The sequence below is a fragment of the Nocardia sp. NPDC004415 genome (genome assembly GCF_053602435.1).
Genome location: NZ_JBSGDP010000011.1, coordinates 96,762 through 119,699 on the forward strand (window position 1 = coordinate 96,762; position 22,938 = coordinate 119,699).

General features: G+C 64.0%; 19 protein-coding genes and 1 rRNA gene. 11 read left to right on the forward strand and 9 right to left on the reverse strand.

All coding sequences use genetic code 11. From position 1 onward, the window contains the following. The first annotated feature begins 33 nt into the window (after positions 1-33). From ACWEMY_RS08110 to ACWEMY_RS08130, 5 genes are all read left to right on the forward strand, one after another. A complete protein-coding gene (locus ACWEMY_RS08110; protein WP_452389393.1) occupies positions 34-1,989 on the forward strand; it encodes a type I restriction-modification system subunit M in 1,956 nt (651 codons plus the stop codon). Continuing rightward, complete coding sequence (locus ACWEMY_RS08115; protein WP_452389394.1) at positions 1,986-3,311, forward strand: restriction endonuclease subunit S; 1,326 nt, start codon at positions 1,986-1,988, stop codon at positions 3,309-3,311. Before ACWEMY_RS08110 ends, ACWEMY_RS08115 begins: the two co-directional genes overlap by 4 nt. After that, on the forward strand, positions 3,308-6,457 hold the full coding sequence (locus ACWEMY_RS08120) for a type I restriction endonuclease subunit R (protein ID WP_452389395.1): 3,150 nt from the start codon (positions 3,308-3,310) through the stop codon (positions 6,455-6,457). Before ACWEMY_RS08115 ends, ACWEMY_RS08120 begins: the two co-directional genes overlap by 4 nt. A 22-nt stretch (positions 6,458-6,479) precedes the next feature. After that, the gene (locus tag ACWEMY_RS08125; protein WP_452389396.1) at positions 6,480-8,063 is read left to right on the forward strand and encodes a protein kinase domain-containing protein; all 1,584 of its coding nucleotides are present in this window, start codon (positions 6,480-6,482) and stop codon (positions 8,061-8,063) included. Positions 8,064-8,273: 210 nt separating this feature from the next. Continuing rightward, positions 8,274-9,536: a helix-turn-helix domain-containing protein gene (locus tag ACWEMY_RS08130; RefSeq protein WP_452389397.1), complete on the forward strand. Its 1,263-nt coding sequence runs from the start codon at positions 8,274-8,276 to the stop codon at positions 9,534-9,536. On the opposite strand, the gene ACWEMY_RS08135 is transcribed toward ACWEMY_RS08130, so the two are convergent. The 5 genes from ACWEMY_RS08135 to ACWEMY_RS08155 form a co-directional block, all read right to left on the reverse strand. After that, complete coding sequence (locus ACWEMY_RS08135) at positions 9,533-10,246, reverse strand: 2'-5' RNA ligase family protein (RefSeq protein WP_452389398.1); 714 nt, start codon at positions 10,244-10,246, stop codon at positions 9,533-9,535. The genes ACWEMY_RS08130 and ACWEMY_RS08135 overlap by 4 nt on opposite strands. A gap of 100 nt (positions 10,247-10,346) precedes the next feature. Next, complete coding sequence (argS, locus tag ACWEMY_RS08140) at positions 10,347-12,113, reverse strand: arginine--tRNA ligase (RefSeq protein WP_452389399.1); 1,767 nt, start codon at positions 12,111-12,113, stop codon at positions 10,347-10,349. Between the two features lie 48 nt (positions 12,114-12,161). Then, the gene (locus ACWEMY_RS08145) at positions 12,162-12,884 is read right to left on the reverse strand and encodes a hypothetical protein (protein ID WP_452389400.1); all 723 of its coding nucleotides are present in this window, start codon (positions 12,882-12,884) and stop codon (positions 12,162-12,164) included. Then, on the reverse strand, positions 12,881-13,798 hold the full coding sequence (locus tag ACWEMY_RS08150) for a methyltransferase (protein ID WP_452389401.1): 918 nt from the start codon (positions 13,796-13,798) through the stop codon (positions 12,881-12,883). Before ACWEMY_RS08150 ends, ACWEMY_RS08145 begins: the two co-directional genes overlap by 4 nt. Further along, entirely contained in the window at positions 13,795-15,288 is a 1,494-nt protein-coding gene (locus tag ACWEMY_RS08155) for a pyridoxal phosphate-dependent decarboxylase family protein (RefSeq protein ID WP_452389402.1), read from the reverse strand. Before ACWEMY_RS08155 ends, ACWEMY_RS08150 begins: the two co-directional genes overlap by 4 nt. Positions 15,289-15,593: 305 nt before the next feature. On the opposite strand from ACWEMY_RS08155, the gene ACWEMY_RS08160 reads away from it, so the two are divergent. The 3 genes from ACWEMY_RS08160 to ACWEMY_RS08170 all read left to right on the forward strand — a co-directional run bounded on the left by ACWEMY_RS08160 (position 15,594) and on the right by ACWEMY_RS08170 (position 18,108). Next, entirely contained in the window at positions 15,594-16,583 is a 990-nt protein-coding gene (locus tag ACWEMY_RS08160) for an McrC family protein (RefSeq protein ID WP_452389414.1), read from the forward strand. Between the two features lie 167 nt (positions 16,584-16,750). Beyond that, positions 16,751-17,215 (forward strand): macro domain-containing protein, encoded by a 465-nt coding sequence (locus ACWEMY_RS08165; RefSeq protein ID WP_452389403.1) that lies wholly within the window; start codon positions 16,751-16,753, stop codon positions 17,213-17,215. Positions 17,216-17,625: 410 nt separating this feature from the next. After that, entirely contained in the window at positions 17,626-18,108 is a 483-nt protein-coding gene (locus ACWEMY_RS08170; RefSeq protein ID WP_452389404.1) for a hypothetical protein, read from the forward strand. 46 nt (positions 18,109-18,154) lie between these two features. Here the strand turns inward: ACWEMY_RS08170 and ACWEMY_RS08175 are convergent, their stop codons facing one another. Next, a complete protein-coding gene (locus tag ACWEMY_RS08175) occupies positions 18,155-18,592 on the reverse strand; it encodes a hypothetical protein (RefSeq protein ID WP_452389405.1) in 438 nt (145 codons plus the stop codon). Positions 18,593-18,851: 259 nt separating this feature from the next. On the opposite strand from ACWEMY_RS08175, the gene ACWEMY_RS08180 reads away from it, so the two are divergent. Beyond that, a complete protein-coding gene (locus ACWEMY_RS08180; RefSeq protein WP_452389406.1) occupies positions 18,852-19,244 on the forward strand; it encodes a hypothetical protein in 393 nt (130 codons plus the stop codon). A gap of 455 nt (positions 19,245-19,699) precedes the next feature. Here ACWEMY_RS08180 and ACWEMY_RS08185 read toward each other — a convergent pair whose 3' ends face one another. Both ACWEMY_RS08185 and ACWEMY_RS08190 read right to left on the reverse strand, forming a co-directional pair. Further along, positions 19,700-20,593, reverse strand: coding sequence for an ADP-ribosylglycohydrolase family protein (locus ACWEMY_RS08185; protein WP_452389407.1), 894 nt, complete (start codon positions 20,591-20,593; stop codon positions 19,700-19,702). A 336-nt stretch (positions 20,594-20,929) separates the two neighbouring features. Then, positions 20,930-21,490: a GNAT family N-acetyltransferase gene (locus ACWEMY_RS08190; protein WP_452389408.1), complete on the reverse strand. Its 561-nt coding sequence runs from the start codon at positions 21,488-21,490 to the stop codon at positions 20,930-20,932. A gap of 184 nt (positions 21,491-21,674) precedes the next feature. Between ACWEMY_RS08190 and ACWEMY_RS08195 the strand changes: the two genes are divergently transcribed. After that, positions 21,675-22,037: a hypothetical protein gene (locus tag ACWEMY_RS08195; RefSeq protein ID WP_452389409.1), complete on the forward strand. Its 363-nt coding sequence runs from the start codon at positions 21,675-21,677 to the stop codon at positions 22,035-22,037. Between the two features lie 62 nt (positions 22,038-22,099). Then, positions 22,100-22,750 (forward strand): hypothetical protein, encoded by a 651-nt coding sequence (locus tag ACWEMY_RS08200; protein WP_452389410.1) that lies wholly within the window; start codon positions 22,100-22,102, stop codon positions 22,748-22,750. Positions 22,751-22,861: 111 nt separating this feature from the next. Here the strand turns inward: ACWEMY_RS08200 and rrf are convergent. Then, positions 22,862-22,938 (reverse strand): 5S ribosomal RNA (rrf, locus tag ACWEMY_RS08205); the annotation flags it as partial.

Below are 22,938 nucleotides of genomic sequence, written 5' to 3' on the forward strand. Positions count from 1 at the left end.
CGAGGCATGACCTCAGGACCCACACATAAGCAGATGGCGGACGACATCTGGAAGGTCGCCGACCTGCTGCGCGGCGACTACAAGCGCCACGAGTACGGACAGGTGATCCTGCCGCTCACGGTGCTGCGTCGGCTCGACGCGGTAATGGCCTCCACCCGTGACGCCGTCCGTGAACGTGACACGAAACTGGAGGCGAGCGGCGTCCAGAACAAGGGAAAGGTGCTTGAGCGAACGGCGAAGCTGCCGTTCTTCAACACCTCCCAGCAGAACTTCGACACCATCGCGTCCGACTCGACGAGCGTGGCGAAAAACCTGCGCGACTATGTCAACGGCTTCTCCCCGAACGTGCGCCAGCTCCTCGAGCGGTTCGACTTCGACAACCAGATCACCAAGTTGGCGAGCGCGAAACTGCTGTATCAGGTAATCGGGCGGTTCGCGGCAATGAAGGACCTCGACAAGCTCGACAGCCATGGCATGGGCTACGTCTTCGAGCATCTGATCCGGCTGTTCGCGGAAGCCTCCAACGAGACCGCCGGTGAGCACTTCACTCCGCGCGAAGTCATCGAGCTGATGGTGAACCTGCTCATCGCCCCCGACGCGGATACCGTCGCCGGTGAGGGCCAGGTCATCAACATCCTCGACCCGGCCTGCGGCACCGGCGGCATGCTCACCACTGCCGAGGAACACATCAAGAAGATCAACCCCAAGGCCGAGGTATACCTGTACGGCCAGGAGATCAACCCCGGCTCATGGGCGACCTGCCAGTCGGAGATGCTGATCCGCAGCCAGCCCGGTGAGGTTGTGTTCGGCAACTCGTTCAGCGAGGACGGTTTCAAGGACCGCAAGTTCGACTACATGTTGTCCAACCCGCCGTTCGGCGTCGAATGGAAGAAGGTCAAGGACTCCATCGAAGCCGAGGCCGAACTCGGCTTCGCCGGCCGCTTCGGCGCGGGCACCCCCCGCATCAACGACGGCTCGTTCCTGTTCCTCCAGAACATGATCGACAAGATGGAGCCGGTCGAAGGCAAGGGCTCCCGCCTCGCGATCGTCTTCAACGGCTCCCCGCTGTTCACCGGCGCCGCCGAATCCGGCGAATCCCGTATCCGCCAATGGATCCTGGAAAACGACCTCCTCGAAGGCATCGTCGCGCTCCCGGACCAGTTGTTCTATAACACCGGCATCTCCACCTACTTCTGGGTGCTGTCGAACCGTAAGTCGAAGCGCCTGCGTCACAAGGTGATCCTGCTCGACGCCCGCGACCAGTGGGAGAAGATGACCAAGTCGTTGGGCGACAAGCGCAAAAAGATCAGCGACGCCCAAATCGGCCACATCACGAAGATGTACGTCGCCGCCGTCGACATCGCCGCCGACCCGACGCACCCAGACCACGCCAAGGTGAAGATCTTCCGTACCCGCGACTTCGGCTACCACCGCATCACCGTCGAACGCCCGCTGAAACAGCGCTTCGAAATCACCGAAGACACCCTCGCCGCACTCGAAGACGCGAAACCGCTGGCGAAATGGGCCGACCGCGACGACCTGGTCGCTGCCCTGCGTGAGCTGACCGGCTCGGTGTGGTGGACCAAGCACGAAGCAGCCGACGCCATGAAAGCTGCCATCAAAGCCGCTGACGCGACCTGGCCGAGTACCGCCGCGCTACAGAAGGGTTTGTGGGCGGCGGTGTCGATCTCCGACCCCGACGGCGAGGTGCAGAAGGCGAAGGATGGCTCGATCCTTCCTGACCCCGACCTGCGCGATTACGAGAACATCCCGCTGGACGAGGACATCAACGAGTACTTCGCCCGCGAAGTGACGCCGCATGTTCCGGACGCGTGGATCGACTACGACAAGACCAAGGTCGGCTACGAGATCCCGTTCACGCGGCACTTCTACGCCTACACCCCGCCGAGGCCGCTGGCAGAGATCGACGCGGAACTGCAGGAGCTGGAGGAGCAGATCCAGAAACTGCTGGGAGAGGTGACGCGGTGAGTACTGGGTTCGGCGTTGCGCTGCCGGAATCCTGGAACTGGTGCCCGCTCAAATTCACGACAACATTCCTGAACCGTGGAACTGCACCTACGTATGTTGATGACGGACCGGTGCGGACCGTTAGTCAGGCCGTGAATCAACTGGGATACCTCGACTGGGGACGTGCGCGCTTCCACCACCACGAGGGGGATCCCTATATTCTCAAGGGTCACCTTTTGCCTAATGACATACTGGTCAACTCGACGGGTACCGGAACTCTCGGGCGCGTGGGGTATTTTGTCGAGGGGCCCGACGCCTTGCCATGCGTCGCAGACGGCCACATCACCGTCGTTCGCGCAGACGAGCAGGCAGCGGATCCTAGGTACTTGTACTACTGGTTGAGTGCCACCCCATTTCAGGACTACATCTATTCGGCCCTGACTGTCGGTGCAACCAACCAGATCGAATTGAATCGGGAGCGGCTTGCTGGCGCACCTGTCGCCTTGCCTCCTCTTGGTGAACAGCGCCACATCGCCGACTTCCTCGACGCCGAGACAAGTAAGATTGACCTCTTGGTTGAGACGTCGGCTAGGCAATCAGAATTGCTAGCCGAGAGCCTTCATGAGGCGATTCGCGTCGCAACAACGACGCATTCTGGTCCTACTTTGTCGACTGGAATCGACTGGATGCCCTATATCAACACGGCTTGGCGGTTGGCGAAAGTCAGTCATGTTTTCATGACAGGAAGCGGAACGACGCCGAGTTCAGAGGTTGAGAACTATTTCAACGGCGACATTCCGTGGGTAAACAGCGCCGATCTGAACGACCGTGACATCAGGTCGACAATCCGCAATGTATCGTATGAAGCCCTGCGTGATTATCCTGCTCTAAAAATTCATCCGGCAGGGTCGCTTATAGTTGCAATGTATGGTCAGGGTGAAACCAAAGGCCGGGTCGGCCTGCTTGGTTTCGATGCCTGCGTCAACCAGGCGTGTTGCGTACTGACGCCGCTGGATGGGATAAACGCTCAGTTTGCGTCGTACTGGTTCCGCGCTCACAAAAATGGTGTGGTAGCGCTCGCTGTAGGCGCAGGGCAGCCCAACTTGAGTCAGGAACTCATAAGACAGCTGAGGATCCCCATTCCCGACGTTCAATGGCAAGATCGGATTGTGGCAGAACTCCAGGAATTAGAGAATTCAATCGCAACAAGATACGCCTACTTGGATAGCCGGTCTCGTCTTCTCACCGAACGCCGCCAAGCTCTGATCACCGCCGCCGTCACCGGCCAGATCGACGTCACCACTGCCCGCCGCTTCACGCCGTCCGAAAGTGTGTCCGTATGACCCCAGGTGCTCACACCGAGCTGGCATTCGAAATGCGTGTCGAGGCGGAGCTTCTCGACCGTGGGTGGTCGCGTGCGCAGGGGACGTTCGACGTCGAGCTCGGCATCGATACCGGCGAGATGTTCCGGTTCATTGGTGCCACGCAAGGCGATGCGTGGAACAAGCTCGTGGACCGGGCAGGCGACGCGAACACCGCGCAGCGGGAGTTCGCGCGCTTGGTCGCGGCCGAGATCGATGCGCGCGGTGTGTTGGATGTGCTGCGGCAGGGGGTGCGCACCAAGGGCATCTTGATCAACCTCGCGTATTTCCGGCCGGGTCACACCCTCGCCGCAGACGCGTTGCGTGAGTATCGCCGGAATGTGCTGACGGTCGCTCGGCAGCTGCATTACAGCAAGCGCCATCCGGACAAGTCGTTGGACATGGCGTTGTTCGTCAACGGGCTGCCGGTGGCGACGGTGGAACTGAAGAACCCGAACACGGGCCAGAACGCCGACCATGCCATCGCGCAGTACCGGGATGATCGCGATCCGAAGGAGCCGTTCTTCGCGAAGCGCACGCTGGTGCATTTCGCGGTGGACCCCGATCGGGCGTTCATCGCTACGCGGTTGCAGGGCAAGGACACTCGGTTCCTGCCGTTCAACGTCGGCTCCAATGGGCCGGGGGTGTCCGGCGGCGCCGGGAACCCGCCGGTGGAGCCGGGTTCGAAGACCTACGCGGTCGCCTATCTGTGGGAGCAGATCTGGGACTTCGACAATTGGCTTGAGCTGCTGCAGCGGTTCATTCACGTCCAGGCGCCCGATCGCAAGGGCGTCAAGGCCAATCCGCACACCGATCCGCGGATCTTCCCGCGCTACCACCAGTGGGACGCGGTGCAGAAGATGGTGGCCGACGCGCGGGAAAACGGCGCGGGGCACAACTACCTGATTCAGCATTCGGCTGGCTCGGGGAAGTCGAATACGATCGCGTGGCTCGGGCATCGGCTGTCGAACCTGTTCGACGCGGCGAATCAGCCGGTGTTCCACAAGGTTATCGTGATCACCGACCGTGTGGTGTTGGACCGGCAGTTGCAGAAGACGATCTTCCAATTCGATCACACGCCGGGCGTAGTGAAGAAGATCGACGAGGACTCGACGCAGTTGGCGGCGGCGCTGGCCGATAGCACGTCGAAGATCATCATCTCCACGCTGCAGATGTATCCCTTCGTGCTAGGGAAGATCGCGGACATGGATCTCGCGGGGATGCGGTACGCGGTCATCATCGACGAGGCGCATTCATCGCAGGGCGGCGAGTCGGCGATCCGGCTCAAGCAGGCGCTGGGCGCCAACGCGGTGCCCCGTGAGGAGGACGAGGACGACGCGGAGTACATGACGCGGGTGCGGGGCAAGCAGCCGAACCTGTCGTACTTCGCGTTCACGGCCACGCCGAAGTCGCCGACGCTGAAGCTGTTCGGGCGGTTCGACCCGGACAGGGTGCATCCGCGCACCGGCGAGCAGGGCATGTACGTGCCGTTCCATATCTACTCGATGCGGCAGGCGATCGCCGAGGGCTACATCCTCGATGTGCTGGCCAACTACATCACCTGGGACACGAAGTGGCGGCTGAACAATGTCGCCGTGGGTCAACAGGAGTCGGGCCTGGGGAACCCGGAGGTCGACAAGGCGAAGGCGAAGGCCAAGCTGGTTCGGCTGGCCGAAGGGCACCCGGCGGCGGTGGATCAGCGGGCCCGGCATATCGTCGACGATTTCCGGGAGCACGTCGCCGGGAAGCTCGGCGGCCGGTCGAAGGCGATGGTGGTCACGCCGAGCCGCATGCAAGCACACGATCTCTACCAGGCGATGCGCCGGTACATCGAGCTGTGCGGACTCACCGACTGCGGAACGCTGGTCGCCTTCTCGGGGCAGCTGGAGATCGAGGTGGGACTCGAAGTCAGCGAGGCCCAACTCAACGGATTCCCGGAGAGTCAGCTCCCCGACAAGTTCGGCTACGTCAAGGCCGACGATCCGCAAGCCGTGGCGCGCAACCAGAACGAATATCGTCTGCTCGTGGTCGCGGAGAAATATCAGACCGGCTTCGACCAGCCGCTGCTGTGCGGCATGTATGTGGACAAGCCGCTGACCGGTGTCACCGCGGTGCAGACGTTGTCGCGGCTCAACCGGATCCACCCGTTGAAATCCCAGGATGACATCCACATCCTCGACTTCGTCAACGACGCCGAGGACATCAAGAAGTCATTCGAGGACTGGTTCGAGGCCACCATCACCGAACCACCTCAGCCGGACATGCTCTACACCAAGCAGCGTGAGGTGATGGAGTTCGGCGTGCTCGTCGCGTCGGAGATGGACATGTTCGTTACCTTGCTGAAGGCCGCGTCGCCGGGCCGGATGTCGGACACCGCCGAAGGCAAACTGCACGCCGACCTGCACGAAGCGCTGAAGCCGGCGCTCGATCGTTTCGTCGACCTGGAGACCGACGACGAGCGGGAAGGGTTCCGCACGGCGTTGAAGAACTTCGTGCGCGCCTACAATCTGCTCGCGCAGATCGTCGACTGGCCTGATGCTGAGCTGGAACGGCTGTACCAGTTCGGTCGGATTCTGTTGATTCGGCTGCCCGGCAGGCCCTCCACCGCTGTCGACATCGGCGACGCCGACTTGAGCCACTACCGGCTCGAATTCACGGGGCGGCACAACGTGTCGCTTGCCCCGGTCGGCGACCGCGATGTTCGAGGCCACGCCGCCGACGGCGGTGGATACAAGGAGCCGGATGTCACCCCCCTGTCGGAGATCATCGACGAGCTCAATCAGCGGTTCGGTCTCGACCTGGGCACCAGCGACGAAATCCTGGTGAACCAGCAGGTGGCCGGGCTTGTCGCGGATACTGGCATGCAGCAGATCGGTCTCATGAACGACGAGGCTCGTTTCGCCCAGGTGGCGAGCGACCGGCTCGACGACATCGTGGTCGAGAACGCCGAGCGCAATACCGAGTTCATGAAACTGTATTTCGACAACGACGAGTTTCAGCAGGCAATCAAACAAGCCGCCGCGAAGCGGGCATACCGCATCATCAACGCGCCTGCCCGCGACGAGGCCCTCGCGAGGTTGCGTGCCGAGATGGACCGCGCCACTGTGGATCGCATGCGGGAAGTGTGAAACCGAATCGGGGTAGGTCGCGATGACAGACGAACTCGTGGCGGGCAAGCGGCTGCTGGCGGGCCGGTACCGGATCGACGGGCTGCTGGGCAGCGGCGGCATGAGCGAGGTGTTCTACGGATGGGACGAGCGGCTTGATCGCAAAGTCGCGATCAAGCTGCTCAAATCGCCGTCCGGGGATGTGCCGTCGGGGCCGGTCAGCCCGGAAGCCGTGGAGATTCTCGAGGCCCTGGAACGGGATCGGAAGCGGTTCGTCCGAGAGATCCGCACCACCGCGCGGCTGGAACTGACGGGAACACCGGCGGTGTATGACACCGGAGTCGAGACGCGGGCCGACGGCACCACGCAGTTGTGGCTGGTCATGCAGCTGCTGCGCGGCAAGACGCTGCAGACGATGCTCGACCACACCGATTTCGTGGACAGTCAGCCGAGTATCGCGTGGGCCGCGTCCATCGCGGCCCAGATCGCGGCGGTGTTGTCCGAGGTGCACCAGGTCGACATCGTGCATCGGGACATCAAGCCCGCCAATGTGATGATCGTCGACGGCGGGCTGGTCAAGCTACTCGACTTCGGCATCGCGATCCTGCACGGTAGCGGGGCATTGCCGCGGCTCACCCAGATCGACCGCACCGTGGGAACGCCGCCGTATATGTCGCCGGAGCAGTGGCTCGGTCAGATGGTGACTTCCGCGTCGGACATCTACTCGCTCGGCTGCCTGCTCTTCGAACTCCTGACCGGAGACCTCCCGTTCCTGGGCGTCGACGGGGCCGTGCGATCGCAACATCTGCAGTCCAGTGTGCCGTCGGTGCGTTCGCGGCGCCCCGATACACCGTCGGACCTGGATGTCCTCGTGACGGCGATGCTCGATAAGGACGCGACGAAGCGGCCCGCCGCGCTGACGGTATACGACACGCTGCTGCCATTCGCCATGGTCACCGACAATGGCCGAGCCGCAAGCCGGGACCCCGACCCCACCGGCCCTTTTCGACGCCCGCTGGTGAACTCGATCACAGTAGCGGCGTCGACCGATGGCGGTGCCGAGCTGACCGACAGCGAGGTGCGTCAGCTGTGGGACGACATCGATCTGGCACTGAAGGAAGACCGTCCGTCCGAAGCGGTCAGCCTGCTGGAAGACGGTCTCGCGCGTGCGGGCCACGACCCCGCGTTGGCGCTGATGCTACGGAAGGAGTTGGCCGCGGCCCTGTATGTCTGCGGCGAATTCGGTCGAGCAGCGGCGCGGTTCGACGAAGCCGGAGAACAGTACCGCAGACTTCGTCCGCCTTCCGATCCCGACGTTCTCAGCTGTGCCCTGCAAGCGGGCCACGCCTATGCCCAGATCGGCAAGGCCGAGAAAGCCTTGCCCCAGCTACTTTTCTTCGTCCACAATGCCGCAACCGGGGATAGCGACCAGCTCCATGTGGTGCTCGAAACGCGGTTCGTCATCGCCCAACTACGCGCCGCGACCGGACGTGTCGACGAGGCTCTGGGTGACTTCGATACGTTGCGACCTGATCTGGTCAGCGCTTTCGGCGCCGCGTCGACGCACGTGCGCAACCTGGACAAGCAAGCTAAGCGGTTCCGGCAGGCGGGAAACAGGACTTTGTGAAGGAAGCTGAATCATGCTCGCCGAACTTGAGATCCGAGACTGCAACCTCCTTGACGTCCGCGTCAAGCCGCCTGCTTGGATCGCAACCGCACACGGCATGCGGAAGCCAGCCTGACACGCAGATTCTCGTACGCGAGAGCAGAGTGACAGGAAGCTGGGTGCGTCCTACCCTCGTATCGGTAGGCGTTAGCCAGGGCGATCGGGGGCATCGTGACGGTAGGAGCTTGGACTGGCGTCGAGGTTCGCGCGATTCGAACCGCCGCGCTTCGGCTGACTCAGGCCGAGCTCGCCGATCGGCTCGGCTTCACAGAAGCCGTCGTCCGTAAGTGGGAGAAGCGTGGCACAACAATCACTCTCACCAATCAGCATGCAGCGGCGATGGATACGCTGCTTCAGCGTCTCGATGCGGAACAACGCAGCAGGTTTGACAGCGCATGTACTGACATCCGGTACGCGGCGCCAACCTCACCAGTGGCTCGATTCGACCAGCCCGATGCGATCGTTGGTCAGCTTCAAGATCTCACCGGGCTCCGCGGAGACGGCGAGCTCGTCGAAGGGTTCCGCCTCGCGCTCGACGACATCGTCGACCGGTACGAAGCGGAGGGACCACGTGAGCTCGCGATCGAGGCTAGCGAGATTCGGCAGCGTGCCAATCTCCTTCTTCAGCAAAGGCGTCACCCAGCCCACGTCGAGAGTCTCTACCGGATAGCATCCCGAATCTCCGGCGTCCTCGCGTACATGGCGGTCAACTGTGGTCGGTTCGGCACCGCGCGGATGTACTGCCGCGAGGCTCAAGTGATGGCCTCGTTCACCGATGACCACGAAATGCTGACCTGGGTCAAGTCCACCGAGAGTTTCTGCGCTTACTACGCAGGAGATTTCGCGGAAGCCGCAGCGATGGCGGAGCAAGGAATCGCCATGGCCAAGACAGGCTCTCAGACGATCCGGTTGTACTCCAACGGGTTGGCTCGCGCACAGGGAAAACTGGGCGACACCGCCGACGTCGAGCGCTCGGTCGAGCAGGCAATGGCGCTGGCTGATCGTATGAACGTCACGCCCGGTCTGACTCCGGCACTCACCTTCGGTTCGTACGGCAAGGCCCGCCTGCTGGCCAACGCCGCGACGGCATTCCTCTCCGCCGGGCGATTCGACAAAGCACTCGAGTACGGGAGCTTGGTCAACGAGTATGTGTCGCAGTCGGACTCGGTTTGGAGCCGCGCATTGGTGAGCTTGGATGTGGCGACTGCGCTCACTCTCCAGCGTTCCCCAGAAATCGAACAGGCGGTTTATTTCGGGATCGAGGCGCTCGACGCTTCGGCGGCGCGGCCGATCCGGTCAGTGTGGCAGCGAGCGAACGAGCTCGGCGCTCTCCTTGAGGCCAACTATCCCAAACCGTCGCAGGACTACATCGAACGATTGACGCAATGGCGGCGAGCCTCGCGACCGCTCATTGCCCCAGAGAGCGTTCGTTAGCCGCCCAGCGCGAGGGCAGCACGTGTGTCCCACCGATAGCAGCGCCCCTCTCGCCGGAGAACGACGAGGTCAACAGTGTCGACCCGCACAGAAACTCGCTCGGGTCCCCGCAGAGCCGCGACCGCGGCGATGACCTCTGCCGCGGCGCGGTCAGTGTTGTTGTACGCGATGCCCAGGTGCGGCCGGAACCGCGCCGACCAACCTGATACATCGCGAGGCGCCTGTTCCGGCGAAGACTCGTTGGAACATGCCGACAGAACTCGATGCAGGTCGAGCAGCGGATCCCACGGCGCCACCGAGAATCGAATCGCGCTTCGAGATCCACTGAGCGGACCAATGGTCAGATCGAACGGCTTCACATCCGAAAGTCGTTCGCGAGCAGTCGAGACCAGGGCTTCTATCTGTTCACCGGCGACGGTGGTTGTATCGCCGACGCTGCTGATCGTGAGGTGCAAACCGTCCGATGGCACCGGGTCGATACCCGCGATGCCGAGACTGTTCTGACATTCCGCGGCGAAGTCAACCAGGTCCGGGTCATCGAACGTCAAGTACCAGTAGTACCCGGTGCGCCCGGGCGACCACTGCTTCACGCTCCAGTGGTCGCGCAGATGTTCGAGCTCGGCGAAGGCCGCCCAGTCGTTCCGGAAGATGGCCTCGGGATCCGCGGTCGAGTCCGGCAGATGCCGGGGAAATGGACCATTGGAAGTCATCCCTGGTCGGCCTACCTCTCGATATCGAACTCCCTGGCTGGGAGTGTACGGCTCCGCCGGCCGGAGACAACTCCACGACGGTGTGCGTCCGGCCGACAGCTCACATTCGTTGCGGCGCGGCGATGCCCAGCTGCCCCAAACCGAGCTCGAGGGTTCGAGCTGTCAACTGGCACAGCGCGATTCGGTTCGAACGGATCGACCCCTCAGCGGAGATCACCGGGCACGAATCGTAGAACGTGGTATACGTGCGAGCGAGATCGTAGAGGTATCCGGCCAGCCGGTGCGGTTCCAGTGCCTCGGCTACCTCCCCCAGGACTGTCCCGTACCCATCGAGGACCAACGCGAGTTCGCGCTCGGCCGGTTCCAACGGGCCGTTCGTGTCGACCGCGGCAGGACCCGCGATGTCAGCCTTGCGGAGGATCGAGCAAACCCGAGCGTGGGCGTACTGCAGGTAGACGCCGGTGTTGCCGTTGAGCGACGTCATTCGAACGGGGTCGAAGGTGTAGTCCTTGACTCGGGAGGTCGACAGATCCGCGTACTTGACCGCCCCGATGCCCGCCTGCTCGGCGATGGTGTCGAGGTCGGCTGACGCGAGTTCCGGGTTCTTCTCGGCGACCACGGCGCGGACGCGCGCGACCGCCTCGTCGAGGAGATCCATCAGCCGGACCGTACCGCCCGCACGAGTCTTGAACGGCTTGCCGTCCGGTCCGAGAATCGTTCCGTAAGCGACGTGGTCGACCTGGATCGTGTCGGTCAGCCAACCTACCCGCCTGGCGGCCTCGAAGATCATTTGAAAGTGCAGGGCCTGGCGCGAGTCGGTGACATACAGCAACCGATCCGCGTGCAGTGCGGCGATCCGGTACCGGATGGTCGCCAGATCGGTGCTGTCGTAGCCGTAGCCGCCGTCACGCTTGCGAGCCATCAACACGGCGGGCTTGTCGTCCGGGCCATTGACCTGCTCGGACAGGACGACGACGGCACCGTCGCTGTCGACCGCCACACCCTTGTCGACGAGCTCGGCCACCGTCACGGCCAGCTGGTCGTTGTAGAACGACTCCCCGACGTAGTCATCGGGAGTCAGCAGGACACCGAGGCGCTCATAAATGGCGCCGAACGCCTTCTCCGACTCCGCGACGATCTCCCGCCACCGAGCGACGGTGTCGGGGTCGCCGGCCTGCAGTGCGACCACTCGGGCTCGCGCCCGATCGGCGAACTCCGAGTCGGCGTCGAACTGAGCGCGTGCGGCCTTGTACAACGTGTCCAGCGCCGACACCGAACTGGTGTGTGCGTCGAGCTCCTCCGTGTGCCAAGGCGATTCGGGATGCTCGTCGATGTACTGGATGAGCATGCCGAACTGCGTGCCCCAGTCACCGAGGTGGTTGGCGCGCACCACATCGGCGCCGAGGAATCCGAAGATCCGGGCGAGGCTGTCGCCGATGATGGTGGTGCGGAGGTGTCCGACGTGCATCTCTTTCGCCACGTTCGGGGCCGAGTAGTCGATGACCACTCGACGTCCGTCCTCCGTGGCCGGGATACCCAGCCGGTCGTCTGCCAGTCGGACTGCCACGGATTCCCACACTGTGGAGTCGGCCAGGGTGATGTTCAGAAATCCCGGGCCCGACACCTCCACGTCGGCGATGACGCCCCCCGTCCGATCGATGGAGGAAGCAAGCTCGCCTCCGAGTTGCGCGGGCGACACTCCCACTCGCTTGGCCAGCGGCAACGCGGCGTTGGATTGAAAATCGGCGCGGTCGGATCGTCGCACTACCGGGTCCGCATCCGCCGTTTCCGGACGGACTCGGGCGATCGCCTCCGACACAGCGGTAGCGACACGTCCGAGCAGCGGTACAACACCGGCAGAGCTCACCTTCGATTCCTTTCGAATGGGGATAGTGCGGCTATTGTCGCAGGTTTCTCATGCGGCCTGGATTGGGCCGACCACACCACCCAGTTCACGGCATCTCCGGAATCTCGCACCGTCGACGAATTCGATCACGTTCGCCGCGGCCAGCGCGGCGAAGCCGGACTGGATCGTCGAATATAAGCGGGCAGTCGGTTGGTAGCCGAGGAAGTCCTTGCCCCGCGCGCCCTCGGGAGATCGAGTGAGTACCGCGACAGCGTCCTGGATGGTGACCTCGGGCTTGGCCACCATGGCCAGCGCCAACGACGCGACAGCCCGCTCCGCTCGCGATCGGTCGGCGCGGTAGCGCTGCACGTCTCCACCCAGGAAGACATGTTCGCTGGTCAGCGCATTGAGCACTAGACGTTGCGCGAACTCCGAGGAGTTCAACCAGTCGGGCTCGGCAACCACGGGAGCTGGGTTCAGCACTCCTTGTCTACGTGGAAAGCACCGCAGTTCGACCGCGCGACAGACATCCGCGTGGGTCGCGAAGAGCTTCGTCTCATAGTCGACTTCGGTGTCCGTGAGAAGGTCGAATTCCACATGGAGCCCGCACACCGCGGCAACGAGATCGGTCATGTGGTGACACCCTGGGCGGGAGCGTCCGACGATGACAAGGTCGAGGTCCGACCGGGACTCGCCGGTTGCGGCTTGCGAGCCGTAGACCAGCCCGTAGCCGCGCGGTGGCGCGAATTTGCGGCATACCTCCGCCGCCGCGGCGAAGAGTTCCGGGGTCATGAATCGATACCGATCGGAAGTGACGCGTACGGGTGGGCGACCGCGTGGAAGTCGATGAAGTGGACTCCACTCGGAATCGCGACACCGCCACTCGCCATCTCGTAGCGTTCGAGAAAGATCTCGACCTCCCGCGCTACCTCACGATCTTCCAGCAGTTGGGGATGGTGTTTGAAATGCACTCCGAAGAACCACTCACGGGCAGCCTCCCGGTCAGGCGCCCATGCCACTCCCCCGAGCCGGAGGTGGGACAGAGTTCCCTCCCCACGGCTCTCGGCGGCACGGAGCGCGTCGATCAGAACGTGGCGCGTGTACGCGCGCCCGCCCCGCGGGAACGGCGCGACCTTCTCCCACGCCCTGGTAACCAACTGCTGTTCAGGGCTCTCCGCATCGAACAACATCGCCAACAGGTGTCCACCCGGCGCGACCAGCCGAACAAGGTCGTGCACGAACTCGCCAGCCTGGTCAGCGGCACCCGCTTGATCGTTCCGAAGTCGGACGCCCCCGGATGAGAGCTCCTCGAAGAACTCGCCAATCGGATAGCTCAACGACCAGAACGCGGAGACCAGGTCGAAGGCACCTGCCTGCCCGGCTGTGAGAAGCCGCGCAACAGCGTCACTGGTATCCGCGCACATCGTTTCGGCATCGGCAAACTTCTGGGTGACAGCGGACACCATGATTTCGCTGTAGTCGGCGAGGACCATTCTGGCGGCGTACGGCGCGACGGCGTCGGTGATTCGGCCTGTACCGCAGCCGAATTCGGCCACGTTCAAGGTAGCGGCCGGTGCGGCGTAGTGCTCGGTCAGCCAGTCCGCGACAAGGTCCACGTCCTCGGTGCCACCGTAGTAGTGCCGCAAGAGCAGTTTGTCGTAGGTGCCGACCGTCTCGTAGACAGCACGGAAGGTCTTGTCGGTCATGCCGTTTCCTCCAGTTCGATTGCGAGGTGGTCGAGGTAGGCGAGGACTTCACGCATGTGGGCCTCGGTGAGCTGAGGATTGTTCGCCATGAACCGCAGCGGGTGCACGATCGCGCCTTTTCGGAGACGTCCCAGGTCGTCGGGCAGGGTGAACTGATGTAGGTGCCACTGTCCTTCCGCGAGCATTCGCTGGTGAATCGCTATGTTGAAATCGTTGACATCGCGAAGCCCTTCATCGTCGATAGCGCCGGGACTGATTCCGGATGGCAGGTACGCGAACACGACCGCCGCGAGGTCTGGATCATTGAGACGAACCAGGCGGGGATGGTCGTCTACGAGGGCAGCGAAGCGTCGCGCCAAGTTCGCTCGATGGTCGGCCAGCGCGGCCAACCCGGTTCTGCCGCGGCCGAGCATCATCATCCACAACTTCAACGACATCCAACCCTTGGTGCCGATGAATGGAGTGACCTGCCCGAAGGCGAAGTCTTCCTGCATGATCAGATCCGAGTACGTCGAGATCGTCCGGATGACATCTGGTTGACGAACCAACAGTGCGCTGAGCCCGTAGGGGACGGCCATGATCTTGTGAGGGTCGACCGTGATGCTGTCGAATTCGGCTATGCCGTCGATCTTCTCCCGCATGCCCGCGCTGAAAGCTGCCAGCAGCCCCCAGCAGGCATCGGCGTGCAACCAGATCTCGGGGCCGATCTCCCGGACGATCTCGTTCACCGAGCGCAGGTCGTCGATCGTTTGTGTCCTGCTGTCGCCGGCGTAGGCGACCACCGCCATCACGTGCTCTCGGTGGCGGCGAAGTGTCCGAGCGAGTTCGCGCTTGTCGTAACGGAACCCGTCGGTGCCGACCTCGATGACGTGCGCTCCGCATCCGATCCATGTCAGCGCCGCCTTCACGCTGTAGTGCCCGATGCCTTTCGGGACAACCACCGCCATTCGGCGCGGATCGGTGACACCAGCCCGCATCGTCTCCGGCGCCTTGGCTTCCCGTGCGAGCATCATCGCCGCCGTGTTGCTGGTGGTCCCGCCCGGAGTGACCATGCCGCCGACGTCCCACACGGTGCGCACATCGCTCACCGCCGGGTTCGGATATCCGAGTAGATCACGCAGCCAGCGCAATACCGCGATCTCGATGAATGTCGCGCTCGGGCTGTCGAACGACTGGTTGATCATGTTCTGCTGCGTCAGCGCCGCGAGCATCGTGCCCGCGAGAGCGAGCGGATCGTCGCCGGTGTCGCCGAAGCCCATGAACCGTGGTGATGCCTCGTTCTTGCAGAGCGGGAGAACCCGGCCCACGAAGTCCGCCATCACTGCGTCGTCTGTCAGCGGTTGGGCGGGCAACTCCGTCAGCAGCAGATCGGGGATCTCGTGCGGGCTGCTGCGCCTACCGAAGATCTCTGTCCTCGACTTGAACCGCAACCCGACGTCGACGGCGTGGTGAAGTAGTGCATCTCGCTCGTGAACCGGATTCTCCGGCACAGAGTGAATAGTCAACTGGTGCAAGGTGGTTGCCTTCCATGGGCAGATATCCATTGCCGATCACGATCCCGGTCACCGGGAGGATTCAGAAGACACGCCACCGCTACGCGATCGATACGCAACCGCACTTGGGGCTGCTTGTCCTGGGCAGACAGGGTTGGCGTTGGATAAAGCATTTTCACGTAATGCATTGACGTAATCATTACGTCAATGCGTCGCCGCTCCCTGATCTGCACCGACATCGTCACGGTGGCGGGCGAGGCGGTGCACGACATCGGGCGGATAGCATTCGTTGACCGCCGCGAATCCGACCGCGTAGCGAATCAACGGCGCGCGACTGGTCCGTCTCGCCAAACGGTTTCGCCGATCTCGTCGCCGCCGCCCTGGCGCACGAATGCCAGATCCTGCTCCGCGACGGACTACGCCGGGACTATGTCCGGAACCATCAGTTCGCCCCGGTGCTGCGCGGCCGGTTCGACGCTGTCACCCAAGCCACCCGGCGCTACGGGCTCCTCGATCAGCTCCATCACGACACCTTCGACCGCAGCCCGTCCATCTGGGAGAACGAGGTCTGCGGCCATGCCCTCCACGTCGCTCGGGCGATGGTCTCCGATCCCGCACTCGCACAACGGCTGTCGAATCTGGCAACCAGCTTTCCCGCGGCCGGCCGAGTGTCCGGGGCCATCGGCGCCCTGTCGCGGGCCACCTACAACCGGCTCAACCGCCGCTACCGCCCCGCCCACATCTGGGCGGGTCTGATCCTGCGCGCCGGTGGTGTCACCGACCTGCTCACCGATACCGGCGCCGCCGCGGAAAGCCTTCTCCTGCACCTCCCCGGAGTATGGGAGAAGGCGGTTGCCCGGCTCATCGCCGATTCGGCACCACCTGGCACGAGTACCGCCACTGCCACCACCGCCGCCAAGATCACGGTGTCCGGTGACCTGTCCCCTCGCACATTCCGCCCGGACATCGTGGTCACCTTCGCGCCCTCAGCCACACCACGACGCTTTCCGATCGACGCGAAATACAAACGCTACGAGGACAACTCCGTCTCCGCAGCCGACACCCATCAGCTGTTCACCTATATCAGTGGGTACTCCCCCGACGACTCCCGCGCGGCCGCGATCGTGCATCCGCGCACGCACCGGCACTCGCGTCGAGTACTGCGGGTCCGCGCTAGCGATCGTCAACTGGGCACCATCCACGTCATCGGCATCGATGTCGACCAGGACCCCGCCCAAGCAGCTTCCTGGCTGGGTACCGAACTGTGGGCGAATGTCGATGCCGACGTATGAGATGGCAGGGTGGCTGACGGCACTCCGATCACGGTGATCGCACTCGTGCATGGCTGAACGGAGACTCATCCGGCGGGCTGCGGCTCAGCGTGCCTTCGATCGGCGATCCCCGGGCGCCTTCGTCGACTACCTCGGTACTTGTCGGATGGTCCTCGTACATTCACCCCATGATCCGCGAAGAGTCCGGCAACCTCCTCGATGCCGACACCGAAGCTCTTGTCAACGCAGTCAACACCGTCGGCGTCATGGGCAAAGGGATCGCGCTGCAGTTCAAGCAGGCCTACCCGGACATGTTCCGGGAGTATGCACGTACAGCACGGATGGGTGGTCTCCACGTCGGCCGGATGTTCGTGTGGGAAACCGGTGCTGCCCGCGGGCCGCGATTGATCGTCAACTTCCCGACGAAGCGACACTGGCGCTCGGCCAGCCGACTCGATGACGTGTCCGCCGGCCTACCCACCCTGGTCGAGACGATCGAGAGGTACCGAATTCAGTCGATCGCGATCCCCGCCCTCGGGTGCGGGCACGGCGGACTCACCTGGGAACAGGTGGGCCCATTGATCAGGACGACATTGGAACCACTGGCCGCCACGGTCGAGATCAGGCTCTACCCGCCCGTGCCATCCAAGTGATTGCAGCCTCGCAGAAAATCGTAGCCGCGAGCGTCGCCGTGCGTCGACCTCGCCGACATCGACAGCGACCACGTGGCGGCGCAGCAGAGATTTCATAACGCAACCAGGACGTGACTGCTCGATTACGCACTGGCACAGTAACTATCGTTGTTCGCCCCATCTCGCGAAATCACTGCACCGACGCTATTGCGAGCGCCAGATCCACTAGCCAGGAGTCCGCAACCTTGACCATTCACCGACCGGGACGCCCTACCGACCTACCGAAGGCCGAAATACTCTGGGCCCGATGGGCGCTGATCGCCGCAGTTCGCGCAGAAGGCGCGGCGGAGGACAACTACAGTGGCCACTGGATCGACGCCGATGGTCTCCACTGGGACGACTCCGGCTGCACCTGGTGGATCTTTTCCCGGATGGGTGCGGGCAGGTTCGTGCTGTACGGGGAGGACGAAACGAGCCAGGTCAAGTGGCATCACCCACCGATCGACATGCTGGCGGGCGCACCGGACTGGCTGCCGCACGAAGAACTGCGCGATCGGATCGAAGGATACGAGGTCGGCAGTGTCTACTGGTACGAGAACGGCGCATGGGCGCGTGTGCCCTACCCGGACGACCTCCGCGACGACGGCCTGGACTGCGGCATGGCCGCACTGGCCGACCGGAACCAGGTGATCCGAGCGCTCATCCCCCACCTGACCGAGCCCACCGACGGACCGAGCATCGACAATCTGCTCGCCGACGCCGAAGATTACCGCTTGGACGCCCAGTTGCTGCTCGACCGGCTGCGCAGCGAAAGTCCACTCGAGCCTCCACCGGACCGTGCCGCCGCGGCCAGGACCCTCGCCGCCGCCGGGATAATCGCGGAACACCCGACGGCATCGAAACCACAGGCATAGCTGCGGGACTGGCGACTGGCTGCATGACCCGCAGCCGGCGACGTGGTCAGGACACGTCGCGGCTCAGTTGGAAGGTGGTGCAGCCACCGCCGATCACTTGGCCGCTCAGCGTGGTTGTGCTGTCGGTCCTGTCGGCGACGAGGTCGACCATCACGTAGGAACCCGGTCGGTCGATCCAGGCCGATTGGCGAAAGACGAGGCGGCCCGATTCGACTTGCCAGCGCATGTGGAAACGGCCCGACAGCACCGCGGGGTTTTCCGGTAGCGCGTAGAAGTCGAACTCGGCATGCGCCTCGGATTGCACGGTCAACGTCAACCCGGTGGTCCCCTGGGAGCATTCGTAGGTGCCGATCCAGGTTCCCTGTGGCGATTTCCAGTTGTTCGCGACGGTCGTGTTCGCCTCAGCAGCCACCGCCGACCCGTCGATCGTGTGACCGCAAGCCGACACCGCCATCACTACACTCAGACTCGTCGCGTAGACCACCGCGCGGATTCTCATTCTTCCCCGCGTTCCCCGAAAAGCCTCCCCGGTCATCGGATCCCCATCTAACCCCTCGGCTTACTCGCGCCCCACCCCCGGGTGTGGACGAGATTCGAGACGCCGGCGCCCGGCGTCTCTCGAGCTTCTCGAATCCAAAGCGATCCGGTCGAGATCACGGCTGCCACAGCTCCGCACACAGGGAAATCGGCGAAAGTCCCTGGACTTGCCCATAGCAACCGCACATCGCCGGTACGGTGAGCAGATGACGCTACGCCGTAGTGTTTCGCCGCTACTCGCCACGCTCGCGCTCGGTGCGATGCTCTGCGCCGGCATCGCCGAGGCCACACCCCGTCCGGATCCATGGGTGCAAGGGCAGATCGATGCGCTGACCGAGGACGTGCCGGGGTTCCTGCGCTCCATCGAAGTTTCCGGCGTGGACCGCGGTGGCATCTCCGATACCGACCTCGCCATCCAAGGCCGCAGGATCTGCTATCAGATCTACAGCGGGAGTGGCGATCTCGGCAGCGCGCTGCTGCCCAACACACGGTCGAACGACTTCCATTCCATGGAGGTCGTTGCGGGGGCGAGCATAAAATACCTGTGCCCGCCGGCAGCCGAGTTCGCTGCCGACAACCTTCCCGACGCGGCCCCCTGAGCGGTTCCAGCGACCCCTCGACCCGGATCACCGGAACGGAGGCCCAGGAGCAGAGCGATCGACACGTGGTGGACGCTGGCTCGGATCGGGGCGGGGCGGTTCGTGCTGTATGGGGAGGATGAGTCGAGCGAGGTCAAGTGGCATCGGCCCGCGATCGACGTGCTGGCGGGGGCGCCGGAGTGGCTCCCGTATGAGGAGCTGCACGACCGCATCAGTGGGGCAGAGCTGGGCTGTGCTTACTGGTACGAGGCTTGACCCTCCACCGGACTGTGCCGCCGCGGCCAGAACGCTCGCCGGCCGCGGGGATCGTCCTACCGGTAGTGCAGGCTCGGTAGTCGAGCGACCGCGTATGCGCACGGGAATCGCCGGGCGGCAATCGGGCATATGAACAGCCTCGTGGCGGTGGTGCCATCGGCGAAGTACGCGGTGACCGGCGGGGTGTTCGTCGACGTGGGTCAGGCGAGCGGTGTAGCCGCGGTTGCCCATTCGGGTAGCGGTTCGCAGCTCGCGATCCATTCGGGCGGCACGCCCTCCCGAACAGGGCCAGCACCGATGATTCCGCCGATGATCGCGCAGGTGGTGTCACGATCACCGCCTGCGGCGGCGGCCGTCCAGCACGCATCGGCGAAATCGTGGCCGTGGTGAGCCGCGAGCCAGAGGCAGAACGGGACGGTATCGAGCGCGGAAGTCTCGTGCCCGACCCCCAGTTCCGCTGCCGCGGTGCCGGAATCGCGGATGCCCTGGGCAGCCCTGATCTTGTCTTGGACCTGGCCGGCCGGGGTCCGGGCGGCCACCGCACCGAGAAACTCACTGCGGCGTGGCCGAGGTTGCGCCGAGAACAAGGCAGCTGCGACACCCACCGCGACCGCACCCGCTACGGCATCGGGGTGGGCGTGGGTGACTACCGCCGAAGCTGTCGCCTCGTCGACGACGCGGTCCAGGTCGTCAGCGAACCACGCACCCAGCGGTGCTATCCGCATAGCGGCACCATTGCCCCACGAACCACGCCCCTCCCGTGCCTGTCGAGCGAGTTCGGCCCAGGGATAGCCCTTTTGCCGCATGAGCCGCAGGATCCGGCTCGTCCCGGGCCCGTATCGGCGATAGATGTCGTAGTGCTCGGCGAAGGAATGAGCCAGCGTGTCCTGATCGATTCGACCGTGGGCGCTGAGCACAGCGAAGATCGAGCACGCCATCTGCGTATCGTCGGTCCACAACCACGGCCCGGGCAACAGAGTTCGCGACCGCAACGCGCCATGGTTGATGGCGTCGTCGAAGCACGCCCCGAACGCGTCCCCTACCGCCAGTCCACGCAGAGAGGATAGTGCCCGGGCCCGCGCATCAGGGTTCATCCGGCCAGTCTGACAGTCCGTACGACCACCGGCCCAAATCCGACGTTGCCCGAACACGCACATACGGGCAGATGCGACATGGGCATGTCATTTGTGGGCAGTGATTGCGACGTCGAGCTTCTGGACGGCTTTGTCGTACTGATCTCGGTCGAACAGGAACGGGCCGAATCCGGTGTAGTCACGAGCGGTGCGGTAGGGCTGTTCGAAGCAGTCCCACACTACGAGGTCGCCGGTCAGGCTTATCCGCGTCAGCAGAGGCCAGCAAACCCACTTCCCCGCAGCTGCAGGCGAGCCTGCGCTCCCGGGCCATCGGTATTCCAGGATGGTCGAGCCGGCTCAGGGTTTGAACAGGTGGAGGCTCGCGGCAAGCAGTGTCTGCTCGGCGTCGAACTGTTCGAAGGTGGTGATCGGGCGGAATCCCAGGCGGGTCGCCAGGCCGAGTGAGCGTTTGTTGGCGGTCTGGGTGACGATCAGGACAGGTTGGTCGGGGAGTTCGGCTGCGGCGGTGCGTAATACGGCGGTGGCTGCCTCGGATGCCAGGCCGGCGCCCCAGGCCTCGCGGCGCATCAGGTAGCCCAGTTCCAGTTCCTCACCGCCGGCGACGCGACCGGGCTGGTCCGGGGCGCGGCGCCTGAGCTCGAATGTTCCGAGGAGGTCGTCGGTTGCTTTGTCGGCGATGATGAAAGTGCCGGGCGCGTCGGTGGCGTTCGCCACGCCGCCGATCTCGTCGAGGTATCGCTCGACGTCTTCCCTGCGACGCGGACCGCCGATATAGGCCGCGACGTCCGAGTCGGTCCGTAGCTCGATGAGCCGCTCCCGGTCGGCAGCGCGTGCCTTCCGCAGCAGGACCCGCTCCGCGGCGATCTCCACAGCGGACAACGTCGGCGACTGAGCCATGCGGCGCTCCCCTCGCTCCCCGAAGCCATCTACACCAGGGTATCCGTCGTCGCCCGCAGCGATATCGGCGCTCGGGTTCGGCGGTGCGTGCTCGTGGTCCGACCTGGCCGCCGATGTGAAAGCCTCTCACCATGAGCATGCACTACCCGGGGTTGCCCGAGGATCTGCCGAGGGGCGAAACGTTGTGGGCGCGACGCGCATTACGCTTCGGGAAAAGGTCGAGGGCCACGAAGTCGGCTGCGTCTACTGGTATGAGCGCGGGGTGTGGGCTCGTGCTCCCTATCCCGACGATCTCTTCGACGACGGGCTGCAGGCCGGGATGGAGCACCTGGTCGATCGAGACATGCTGCTGCGGGCGAATCTGCACCCGCTGCTCGTCGATGAGGCACACGGAGACACCGCGAAGCGGCTTCTCGCCGATGCCGAAGCTGGTCACCTCGAGCCGCGGCAACTGCTCGAACGGCTGCGCACGGATGACGACTACCCGGGTTCGCGCGACGTGCCCGCGATCTGCAGAGCACTTGTCGCCGCGGGCATTGCGGCGTGACGATCGCGAACCGTTAGCCGATAGCATTGCGCGACTGCAGAATTCACCATGGGGGATGTGCGATGACCATTCATCGGCCGGGACGGCCGGAAGACCTGCCGGATGCCAGGACGTTGTGGGGGCGGTGGGCGTTCATTGCCGCGCTTCAAGCCAACAGCAGGGATGAGGCGTGGGGGTATGGGCGGACGGGGTATCGGATCGACGGGGAGGGTTTGCATTGGGACGATTCCGCCTGCACTGTGTGGACGCTGACGTCCATGGGTGAGGGGCGGTTTCTGTTGTATGGGGAGGAGGAAGTGAGTGAGCTGAGGTTCTATGACCCGCCGGTCGATGTGCTGGCGGGCGGGCCGGAATGGCTTCCGTTCGACAAGCTTCGGGAGCTGTATGAAGACTTCCGGGCGGGCACCGTCTACTGGTACGAAGAGGGGGCTTGGGGGCGGGCGGTCTATCCGGATGACCTGGGCGATGATGGGTTGAGCAGCGGGCTGCACGGCGTGATCGACAGAGATGAGCTGCTTCTGGAGCTGGCTCCGCATCTGGAGGTGGCGCCGGGTGGGCCGGATTTGGACAGTCTGCTGGCCGACGCCGAGGCTTACCGATTGGATACCCAGTTGCTGTTCGGGCGACTGCGCCCTGGGCCGCCGTACAATGTCGAGCCCGATATCGCTGCTGTGACAAGGACTCTCGCTGCCAGCGGCATCACCGTGCAGTAGCGCGCTCCACGGGTCCGCCGGTGTGAGAAGCCGGCGGACTCCGGGTGTTCTCCCCATGCTCAGAACGCAAAAAGGCCCCCAGCACAATGCTGGGGGCCTTTCGCAATGATGTTCCGGCGGTGTCCTACTCTCCCACACCCTGTCGAGTGCAGTACCATCGGCGCAGGTGGCCTTAGCTTCCGGGTTCG